We start from the raw sequence: 9,987 nt of genomic DNA, 5'->3' as shown, positions 1-9,987 counted from the left end.
GCCCCCGCCCCGCCCCCACGCCGACGCCTTCGGGACCACCCGAGGCGAAGAAGCCGTAGTAGCACTGGATGAACGTCGTGATCATGACGAACACGACCGCTTTGAGGAGCGAGTACAGCACGTCGGTCGGCACCAGGAATTGGTAGAAGTAGTGCGAGTACGTGCCCGCCGCCGTCCCACCGATCAATTGCACGGTGACCGAGCAGGAGATGTAGGCCATCACCAAGCCGATGCAGTACAGCGGCACGATCGCGATGACCGCGGCCATCATTCTGGTGCTGACCAGGTAGGGCAGCGGGCGGATGGCGATCGAGTCGAGCGCGTCGATCTCCTCGGAGATGCGCATGGCGCCGAGCTGGGCGGTGAATCGACAGCCCGCCTGCGCGGCGAAGGCCAGCGCCGCCAGCAGCGGGCCGAGCTCACGGGTGGTGGCGAAGGCCGAGATGGCGCCGGTGATCGGGCTCAGGCCGAGCAGGTTCAGCGAGGTGTGACCCTGGATGGCCACCGTCATGCCGCCGAAGGCGCTGATGATCAGGATGACACCGATGGTGCCGCCACCGACGACGATATTGCCGTTGCCCCACGTGACGTCGGAGAGCAGCCGCCAGACTTCCTTCGGATACTGCTTGAACGCCAGCGGAATCGAGCCGACGGACCGCAGGAAGAAGAAGACCTGGTGACCGAGGCGGGCGAGCAGGTCGACGGGTGCTTTGCCCGCCGCCTTGAGCTGGCGTAGCGGCCGCAGCAGCGGGGGTACGTATGTTGAAGATGACATGGCTCAGACCACCTGTGGGGGAAAGACAGCGGCGTAGATCTGCGTGATCGCCACGTTGACACCGAGCAGCATCACCATGGAGCTGACCACCGCCGAGTTCACCGCGTTGGCGACGCCACCGGGGCCGCCACGGGCGTTCAGGCCGGAGTCGCAGGCGATGATCGCGGCGATGATGCCGAAGATCACCGACTTGAGGAGCGCCACCGCGAGGTCGCGGGTGACCGCGAACGACGCGAAGGTGCTCATGTAGGAGCCGGGGGTACCAGCCTGGGCGAAGATGTTGAACATGTAGCCGGTGATGAAGCCGACGAAGACGACGAACCCGCACAGCAGGAGGCTGACGATCATCGCCGCGCCGAGCCGGGGGGCGACCAGCCTGCGCAGCGGATCGACGCCCATGACCTTCATCGCGTCGATCTCTTCACGGATCGTGCGGGAGCCGAGGTCGGCGCAGACCGCCGAGCCGACCGCACCGGCGATCATGATCGAGGTGACCAGCGGCGCGCCCTGCTGGATGATGCCGAGGCCGTTGGCGGCGCCGATGAACGAGGTCGCACCGACCTGGCCGGCGACCGCGCCGACCTGGATGGACACGATGACCGCGATCGGGATGGCGACGAGCAGCGTCGGCGCGGCGGCGACGTTGGCCATGAACGCGCACTGACGGACGAACTCGTCGAAGGGGAAGCGCCTGCGGAAGATCGCGACGATCAACTCCGTGATCGCTTCGAAACCCATCGTGATCTGTCGGCCGAACGTCTCGAGGGACTTCTTCGGATGGTCGTCCCAAAGGCCCTTGGTCCGGTCGACAGCTTCGCTGACTCGTGAACGGGCGGGCGGACTCTCGGTCGACTGCACTGCTAATACCCCTCTCGACGCCAGGTCACCTATACCCCGACGACTTTGTTTGCTTGACGCACCTTACTACGGAGTAGCGCAGAACACACCACCGACATGTGAGCGCTGTCATAGACAGAGGTCACTGTCGTCAACAGCTATGAATCCTGCCATGTCGGACCATACAGCCCGTAATTGTGGGCGGCAGCGCGATTACGTCCGATGTCGATTTCCGTGCGGATTCCCAGTACCAGCGGTCGCGCCAAATAAATATTGCGGAAAACTGTCATTCATAACGAACCCCCCGAGGGAATGCCCGAACAGATCACAGGAACAACTCAAAACTGGTCAATTGATCATTTTTTTCATAGATAACCGCTATGACAATGGGAGGGTGTGGCGGCAGGGCGCGCCCGGGACGCTTTCCAGGCACGATAGGCAGAATGAATTGATATCGTGCGGACTTCCGACGTCTGGAGGGACATGTTCACCACACTCGCCAAGATGGCCAACGCTGCCTTCGCCGTCGCTCTCGGTGCCGCACTGCTCGGCATCGGCGCGGGCGCCTCGCAGGCACAACCCGGCCCGCCGGTGCTCGGTGGCGGCTCCGGAATCGTCATCGACAGCATGTTCGAATGCACGCTCACCACCGTCGGTTACGACGGCGCGGGCAGACTCGTCGGCCTGACCGCCGGCCACTGCGGCGACGCGGGCGCCTCCGTCGCCGCCGAGGTCGACCGCGGATTCGGCGAGATCGGCCGGTTCGCCTACAGCAACAACGAGCTCGACTACGCGGTCATCGAGTTCACGCCGGGGCGGATCATCCCGGTCAACCGGATCGGCAACGTCACCATCACCGGTCTCGGCGGACCTGCCCAGTTCCCGACGATCGTCTGCAAGGAAGGCCGGACCACCGGCAACACCTGCGGTATCACCTGGGGTGACGTCTTCCAGACCAACACCGAGACCTGGACTCAGATGTGTGTCGTCGAAGGCGATTCCGGCGCACCGGTCGTCGTCGGCTCGACCCTGGTCGGCATGGTGAACGCCTACCTCGCCGTTGCCTGCTTCGGTCCCGAGGTCGGCACGAACATGAGCTCGATCATGAACGACATCAATGCCCGCGGCGGCGTGGGAGCGGGCTTCCACCCGATCTAGGCGCGCTGTTGAGATCGCCGGAGACCGAGCGGGCCGCGTGGAATCGTCCACGCGGCCCACTCATTTCGGTGTCGGCGCGAGCGCGGGTCCGTCGGCGCCCGCGCAGTGCGGCAGGCAGTCGACCCGCTCCGGCTCGGGCGCCCGGCGCGGCACGCGCAGCAGCACACCCGCGACGACCGCGCCGATCAGCAGCAGCACCGCGCACCAGCGCATCGCGGTGTCGAAGCCCGCGGCGAAAGCGACGGGGTCGCTGAAGGCGCCCGACAACCCCGCCAGCCCGGGCAGCGCGGCGACGGCGAGCAGCTGTGCGGTCCTGGCGACCGCGTTGTTCACCCCGGAGGCGATGCCCGCGTCGGAGACGGGCACAGCGGCCAGCACCGCGCCGGTCAGCGGCGCGACCAGGACCGACAGCCCGAGCCCGAAGACCAGCACGCCGGGCAGCACATCGGTGAGGTAGTTCGCGCCGGGCCCGACCCGTTGCAGCGCGAAGACACCGGCGGCGGCCAGCAGCGGACCGGCCGTCATCGGAAGCCGTGGCCCGTGCCGTTGCGCCCAGCGTCCCGCGGGCGCGGACAGCACGAGCATCAGCAGCGTCACCGGCAGACTCGCGGCGCCCGACGCCATCGGCGAGTACCCGGCGACCAGCTGCAACTGCAGCACCAGCAGGAAGAAGACCCCGCCCAGCGCGGCGTAGACGAACAGGGTCACCAGGTTCGCCGCGGTGAACACCCGCGAACCGAACAGCGACGGCGGTACCAGCGGATTCGGGCTGCGCAGCTCGACGACCACGAAACCGGCCAGCGCCACGACGCCGACGACCACCAGCGCGGGATAGCCGTCGATCAAGCCGAGCGTGAGCGCGCCCAACGCGACCGCCACGATCACCGCACCGGGCACATCGATGCGCGTCGGCGCGTCCGGATCACGGCTCTCCGGCACCGATCGGAGCGCGACGATCGCCACGACCAGCGCCAACGGCACATTGAGCAGGAAGATCGCGCGCCACCCGACGAGATCGATGAGCCCGCCGCCGAGCAGCGGCCCGAACGCGCCGGCCACCCCACCGAGCCCCGACCACAACCCGATCGCGCTGCCCTGATCACGCTCGTCGATGGACGCCGAGATCAGCGCGAGACTGCCTGGCGTGAGCAACGCGCCCGCCACACCCTGCAGCAACCGGGCGACGACCAGCATCTCGATGTTCACCGAGACCGCGCACAGCAGCGAGGTGATCGCGAATCCGGCGATCCCCCAGACGAAGACGCGCCTGCGCCCGAGCCGGTCCCCGAGCGAGCCGCCGAGCAGGATGAACGAGGCGAGGGTGAGGGTGTAGCCGTTGACCGTCCACTGCAGTCCGGCGACATCGGTGTGCAGCGACTCGCCGATGCGCGGCAGCGCGACCGAGACGACGGTGGCGTCCAGCGACGCCATCGAGGAGCCGAGGATGGTGGCCAGCAGGATCCACCGCCCCGTCGCGGAGTTGAGCCGAACCGTCCTGGTCGGTGCCACCTCTCCAAACTAGCTGGCGCCGAGGTGTTTCGCCGGGCTACAGACTCTCCACGCAGACCACGACGCGGCGCTCGGGGTATTTGAAGCCCGAGTCGGCGCTGTCGGGGCAGTCGTCGACGCTGTCGGTGTTGTTCTTGATCGTGACGACCTTGACCGGCTCGGAACCGGTTTCGCCGCAGTCGATGCGCTGGGGTTCGTCGCCGCCGACGTCCATGCAGCCGCCGACCACCCAGTCGATGTCGAGGCACAGCGCGCCGGTCTCGATGCCGTTGAGGGTCTCGGCGTAGAAGTTGTCGCGGTCGCTGACGCACCCGCTGCTGTTCTCGGCCTTGCCGATGACCTTGTAGTTCGCCGAGCGGCTGCCACAGGACGCCTTGGTGATGGTGGCGTCGTTCACCGTGCCGCCGAGCGCGACGCAATCGCCGACGCTGGCCTGGAAGTCGGTGTCACCACGGCCCGAGGTGGGCGCCGGTTTGCTCGTCGTCGGTTTACCCGAGGTGGGCTTGCCCGGCTTGGTGGTTGGCGAGGTGCCGGTGGCGGGGACGACGTCGATCGCCGGCTGTGCGTGGCCGTCGATGGTGCCACCGCACCCGGTCGAGACGAACGCGGTCACCGCGATGGCGACGGCGCCGACGAGCCGGCCGATGGACTGGTCTGCAAACACCTTCTGTGAATACACCACCGGAGCCACCGGCGTCGACTCCGTCCCGATGGGTGGGGCACTGGGCTACCCTTGGGATTCCGGCCCCGGCCGACCCTGCATCAGGAGGTGAACCCGATGGTGACAGCAGCGGCGGGAGATTTCGGGCCCCTGACACAACCCGGCGGTACGCCGCTCGCGGCGCCACGGCAGATGCTGGTCGATCCGCGGTTCATCCGGCTGGCCGACCAATTCTTCGGAATGTTCCCGCAGCCCAACCGCGGTGGCGGCGCGCTGGCGATCTATCTGGACGGCAGGCCCGTCGTCGATATCTGGGCAGGCTGGGCCGCCAAGGATCAGCGCTGGAACGGCGAGAACATCGCGCTCACCTTCTCCACCGGCAAGGGCGTCGCGACGACGGTCGTGCACCGGCTGGCCGAGCGCGGGCTCATCGACTACGAGGCGCCGGTCGCGCAATACTGGCCGGAGTTCGCCGCGCACGGCAAGCACGACATCACCGTGCGCGATGTGCTCTCCCACCGCGCGGGCCTGCACCGGGTGCGCGGGCTGGTGCCAGGTCGCGAGGGGATTCTCGACTACGGCGCCGTGGTCACCGCGCTCGCCGAGAGCCCCGCCGATCCACGCCGGATCCGCACCTCGGGCTATCACGCGATCACCTTCGGCTGGCTGGTCGCCGAGATCGTGCAGCGGGTCACCGGAGAACCGTTCACCGAGGTGCTGCAACGCGAAGTGGCCGAGCCGCTGGGCACCGACGAGTTCTGGTTCCAGGTGCCCGCCGCGCAGCGCCACCGGATCGCCAAGATCTTCCCGCACCTGGCGCCGCCGGGAATCCGCTGGAACACCGCGTCTTCGGTGCTGTCGTGGGTGCGGCCCGCGCGCGGACTGGCCGAGGCGGGCATGCCGGAGAGTTTCGACGAGCTGGTGCGCGACCCGCGCGTGCACGATGCGGTGATGCCCGGCTGGAACGGCGTCTTCTCCGCCCGGGCGCTGGCCAGGATGTACGGCGCGCTCGCCAACGGCGGCGTCGTCTACTCCGGCGATGCCGAGAACCCGTCGCCCGGGGGCGACTCGGCGGTGCAGTTCCTGCGGCCGGAGACGATCGAGAACGCCAACCGGACCCAGCAGACCGACAGCCGCGATTACGTCCTCGGCCTGCCGTTGCGCTTCACCCTCGGCTATCACCGGCCGGTGCTGATGACCAAGCAGCAGCCGCGGCAGGCGTTCGGCCACTACGGAATCGGCGGTTCCGGCGCGTACGCCGACCCCGATCTGCGGATGTCGATCGCGTTCGTGACGAACCGGCTGGGCAATGCCGTCACCGCGCTCGGTGACGCGCGGCTGGCCAAACTGTCGGCGATCGCGCAGGGCACGGTCCGCAAAGTCCGCGCCGAGCAGGAATAGCCGTTTCGAACCGGCCACCGGCGCGCGCCGTAGTAACCGACATGACAGCGTTGAGCCCGCCACGCTGGTCACTGCTGCATGGGCTGGCGGCGGGCTGGGATTTCGAGGGCTACCTGCGGCGACGCGCCCGGCGCAGTGATCCGTTCTCGGTCGGTTTCCCCGGCTTTCCGCCCGTGCTGTTCACCGGGACCGCCGAGGGCGCGCGTGAGCTGTTCCGCGCGCCGGTGGACCTGGTCGGGCCGCCACTGCCCAATCCGATCGAACCGATGGTCGGCGCGGCCTCGCTGATCCTGAGTTCCGGTGAGCGCCATCGCACCGACCGCGCACTGCTCGCGCCCGCCCTGCACGCCCAGCGTGTGCGCGCACTGGCGCCGGTGATCAGGGATGCCACCCTGCGCGAGATCGAGGGCGGCCCTGCGGGTTCCTGGCAGATCGGCAGCCGGATCGACGGGCTCGCCGCGGCACACAGCATCACGCTGCGGGTCATCCTGGCGGCCGTGTTCGGCACGAAGTTCGATCGTGAACCCGAATACGCCGGTGCCGTCGCCGATTTCCTCGCCACCTTCACCACGCCGTTGCTGGTCGCGCCCGTAATACGCCGTCGCATGGGCGGTTTCGGTCCGTGGCAGCGTTTCGTCGCGGCCCGGACGCGGTTGGACCGGCTGCTCCTCGCCGAGATCACCCGACGGCGGCGCGCGGGCGGCGCCGAAGCAGGCAACCTGCTCGATCTCCTGCTGACGATCCGCTACGACGACGGCACCGTTCTCACCGATACCGAACTGTGCGAGCACCTGCGCGCCCTGCTCGTCGCGGGCCACGAGACCGCCGCGACAACGCTGACCTGGGCGCTCTATCACCTGCACCGCGAGCCGGGCCTGCTGACGCGGGTCACCGCCGAACTGGCGGCCGCGGGCGGCGACCCCGCCGAGCGGGCCACGCTGCCGCTGCTCGGCGCCGTCTGCCAGGAGACCCTGCGCCTGCATCCGCCGGTGCCCATCGTGCTGCGCATGCTCACCGAGCCGTGGCGGTGGCGCGGGGTCGACGTGGCCGCCGGGCAGACGATCGGCCTCGCCGTCGGCGTGCTGCACAGTCAGCCGTCGCTCTGGCCCGCCCCGCGGCTGTTCCATCCCGACCGCTTCCTCGACCGCAAGGTCTCGCCGTTCGAGTTCGCGCCGTTCGGCGGCGGGCATCGGCGCTGTATCGGCGTCACGCTGGCCGAATACGAGCTGCGCATCATCCTGGCAACCCTGTTGACCGAGGTCCGGCTGTCTCTCGACCCCGGTCTCGCCCTGAGCAGGCGCCCACGGACCGTGCCGCGCAATATCGCCGTCGCCCCCGACCGAGCGATCCACTTCACACGGATGGCGTGATTTCGGTCACCCTTCGTTTGATGCTCACACGGGCGTGTTTCGACCCTGCCCGACATCACCGCTTCCGACTCGCCGGTGTGAGCGTGGCGTTTGGCGAAAGCCGATGGATAACGACGCGTTATGTGACCTGGGACACATAGTTGCCGGTCTGTTATCGCAGCGCAACGACGCTGGCACGTTGTCACCCTGGACGGGTAGGAATGGACGGTCAGGGTCTCCGGCGTTCGTTACCCCGTGGAGACCTGTCGCGGACTCCGCGACGATCACGAAGATCTTGGAATGGACGAGTAACCATGCACTACGAGGCAAACACGCGGCAAGCGCGCCGGCTCCGCCGGGGCCTGCTGCTGACGGCGGCGTTCGCGGCGACCGGCGCGCTGATCGCCGTTCCCGTGCAGGCCGAGCCGACCCTCCCCGGCTCCGGTTCCAGCCAGCCCGCGGTGGACGCGCCCGCCGCCCAGGCGCCGTTCGCACCGCCGACCATCAATATCGCCGACGGCGAGACCGTCGGCGTCGCGCAGCCGATCATCATCACCTTCAAGGACCCGGTCGAGGACCGCACGGCCGCCGAGCGGGCCATCAAGGTCACCTCGAGCCAGGCCGCCCCCGGCCACTTCTACTGGACCGGCGACAAGCAGGTGCGCTGGAAGCCGAACGACTTCTGGCCGGCCAACACCGACGTGACCGTCGCGGCGGGCGGCACCACCAGCGCGTTCCGCATCGGTGACGCGTTCATCGCCAGCGTCGACGACAACACCAAGATGATCACCGTCACGGTGAACGGTGAGGTCGTCCGCGAGATGCCGACCTCGCTGGGCAAGCCGGGCTACGAGACCCCCAACGGCACCTACATCGTGGGTGAGCGGTTCGAGAAGATGACGATGGACTCCTCGACCTACGGCGTGCCGGTCACCGATCCCGAGGGCTACAAGCTCGAGGTCGAGTACGCGACCCGCATCTCCAACAGCGGCATCTTCGTGCACGCCGCGCCGTGGTCGGTGGGCCAGCAGGGCTACTCCAACGCCAGCCACGGCTGCCTCAACGTGAGCACCGAGAACGCCAAGTGGTTCCTGGAGAACTCGCGCCGCGGCGACGCCGTGATCGTCACCAACACGCAGGGCGGAACCCTCAGCGCGGGTGACGGACTGGGCGACTGGAACTGATTCGCTGAACAAAGCCGAACAATAAGATCAAATGCGATCGTATTTTTCGGCTTTTTTGCTGTATTCGCTTGGCGCCGACCCTGCTGGAACGAAAACTGTTCGGGCGCAATAGATCCACGATTTCGCGTGACTTCCACGAAAGTACTTCTGCCCCAACGGTGCCGCTCTGGACCCTCCTGCGCAATTTCGCTGATCGCTGAGCTGATTCGCCCCCGCGCCACCGGCAGGTCGTGGCGGCTCGCGAAGGCGAGCAGGCATGCGCTGATTTGTGGTCAATCCCGTTGGTGGACGGCGTTTTCCCTCGCCTGAGCTACCGCGGTGGCGACACCGTCGCGCCAGATCGGGCCGTGGCCGGGGAGCACGATGTCGGCCGGGACCGATTCCAGGGCCGCGTAGCTGGCGATGGTGGCTGCGGTGTCGTGGTTGAAGAAGCTGGGGAGTGGTTGGGGGCCTGTGATTTTCGAGGTGGGATGGGCGGTTACCAGGGTGTCGCCGGTGGCGATGGCGCCTGCGGCGGGGAGATGGAAGGCGGAGTGGCCGGAGGTGTGGCCGGGGCAGGGGATGGGGACCGGGTTGCCGGGGAGGTCCAGGGGGCCGGTGGTGGGGAAGGGCTGGATGTGGGGCACGGTGTTTTTGCGGAGGCCGCCTGCGGCGGTGATGCGGGCGGCCCAGGCGAGGGTGTTGGGCTCGGTGAGGCGTTTGATGACGTCGAGGGGAGTGGCGGATTCGTGGCATTCGCCGCGGGCGTGCGCCACCTCGGTCGCGCTGGTGTAGGCGGGGATCGCGTAGCGGTGGTGCAGATGGTTCAGCGCGCCGACGTGGTCCAGGTGGGCGTGGGTGAGCAGGATGGCGACGATGTCCTCGGGTCGGTGGCCGAGGGCGCGGATCGTCTGCTCGATGATCCGGGCGTCGCCGTACCAGCCCGCGTCGATCAGGGTGAGGTCGCGGCCGTCACGCAGCAGCACCATGTTGACGTCGGTGCCGCGAATCGTGAAGATTCCGTCCGCAACCTGCTCCCAGCGCATCACGCCTCCATCGAATACAGCTGCACGGACCGCGACTGTACCGCTCAGGCGTTCCGCCCGCCGGTCAGCGCATCGAGCTCTATGGTCC

General features: G+C 68.1%; 9 protein-coding genes. 4 read left to right on the top strand and 5 right to left on the bottom strand.

Annotated features, from left to right (window positions below; genetic code table 11):
- Both ACFWPJ_RS08985 and ACFWPJ_RS08980 read right to left on the bottom strand, forming a co-directional pair.
- The coding region (locus ACFWPJ_RS08985; RefSeq protein WP_378849023.1) for an MlaE family ABC transporter permease at nt 1–775 on the bottom strand (775 nt) is incomplete at its 3' end.
- A 3-nt stretch (nt 776–778) separates the two neighbouring features.
- Nucleotides 779–1,633: an MlaE family ABC transporter permease gene (locus ACFWPJ_RS08980; RefSeq protein ID WP_378849022.1), complete on the bottom strand. Its 855-nt coding sequence runs from the start codon at nt 1,631–1,633 to the stop codon at nt 779–781.
- Nucleotides 1,634–2,095: 462 nt separating this feature from the next.
- Between ACFWPJ_RS08980 and ACFWPJ_RS08975 the strand changes: the two genes are divergently transcribed.
- The gene (locus tag ACFWPJ_RS08975; protein ID WP_378849020.1) at nt 2,096–2,770 is read left to right on the top strand and encodes a S1 family peptidase; all 675 of its coding nucleotides are present in this window, start codon (nt 2,096–2,098) and stop codon (nt 2,768–2,770) included.
- Nucleotides 2,771–2,830: 60 nt separating this feature from the next.
- Here ACFWPJ_RS08975 and ACFWPJ_RS08970 read toward each other — a convergent pair whose 3' ends face one another.
- Both ACFWPJ_RS08970 and ACFWPJ_RS08965 read right to left on the bottom strand, forming a co-directional pair.
- Nucleotides 2,831–4,279 (bottom strand): MFS transporter, encoded by a 1,449-nt coding sequence (locus tag ACFWPJ_RS08970; RefSeq protein WP_378849018.1) that lies wholly within the window; start codon nt 4,277–4,279, stop codon nt 2,831–2,833.
- 37 nt (nt 4,280–4,316) lie between these two features.
- Nucleotides 4,317–4,943, bottom strand: a complete 627-nt coding sequence (locus tag ACFWPJ_RS08965; protein ID WP_378849016.1) for a hypothetical protein — start codon at nt 4,941–4,943, stop codon at nt 4,317–4,319.
- A gap of 189 nt (nt 4,944–5,132) precedes the next feature.
- Between ACFWPJ_RS08965 and ACFWPJ_RS08960 the strand changes: the two genes are divergently transcribed.
- The 3 genes from ACFWPJ_RS08960 to ACFWPJ_RS08950 all read left to right on the top strand — a co-directional run bounded on the left by ACFWPJ_RS08960 (nt 5,133) and on the right by ACFWPJ_RS08950 (nt 8,874).
- Entirely contained in the window at nt 5,133–6,341 is a 1,209-nt protein-coding gene (locus ACFWPJ_RS08960) for a serine hydrolase domain-containing protein (protein WP_378849034.1), read from the top strand.
- 41 nt (nt 6,342–6,382) lie between these two features.
- Nucleotides 6,383–7,711 (top strand): cytochrome P450, encoded by a 1,329-nt coding sequence (locus ACFWPJ_RS08955; protein WP_378849014.1) that lies wholly within the window; start codon nt 6,383–6,385, stop codon nt 7,709–7,711.
- 293 nt (nt 7,712–8,004) lie between these two features.
- Nucleotides 8,005–8,874, top strand: a complete 870-nt coding sequence (locus ACFWPJ_RS08950) for a L,D-transpeptidase (protein ID WP_378849012.1) — start codon at nt 8,005–8,007, stop codon at nt 8,872–8,874.
- 272 nt (nt 8,875–9,146) lie between these two features.
- Here the strand turns inward: ACFWPJ_RS08950 and ACFWPJ_RS08945 are convergent, their stop codons facing one another.
- Nucleotides 9,147–9,899: an MBL fold metallo-hydrolase gene (locus ACFWPJ_RS08945; RefSeq protein WP_378849010.1), complete on the bottom strand. Its 753-nt coding sequence runs from the start codon at nt 9,897–9,899 to the stop codon at nt 9,147–9,149.
- Nucleotides 9,900–9,987: the final 88 nt, after the last annotated feature.

The organism is Nocardia sp. NPDC058497, assembly GCF_042720195.1.
Taxonomy (GTDB): Bacteria; Actinomycetota; Actinomycetes; order Mycobacteriales; family Mycobacteriaceae; genus Nocardia.
This window is presented reverse-complemented; position numbering and strand designations above follow the sequence as displayed.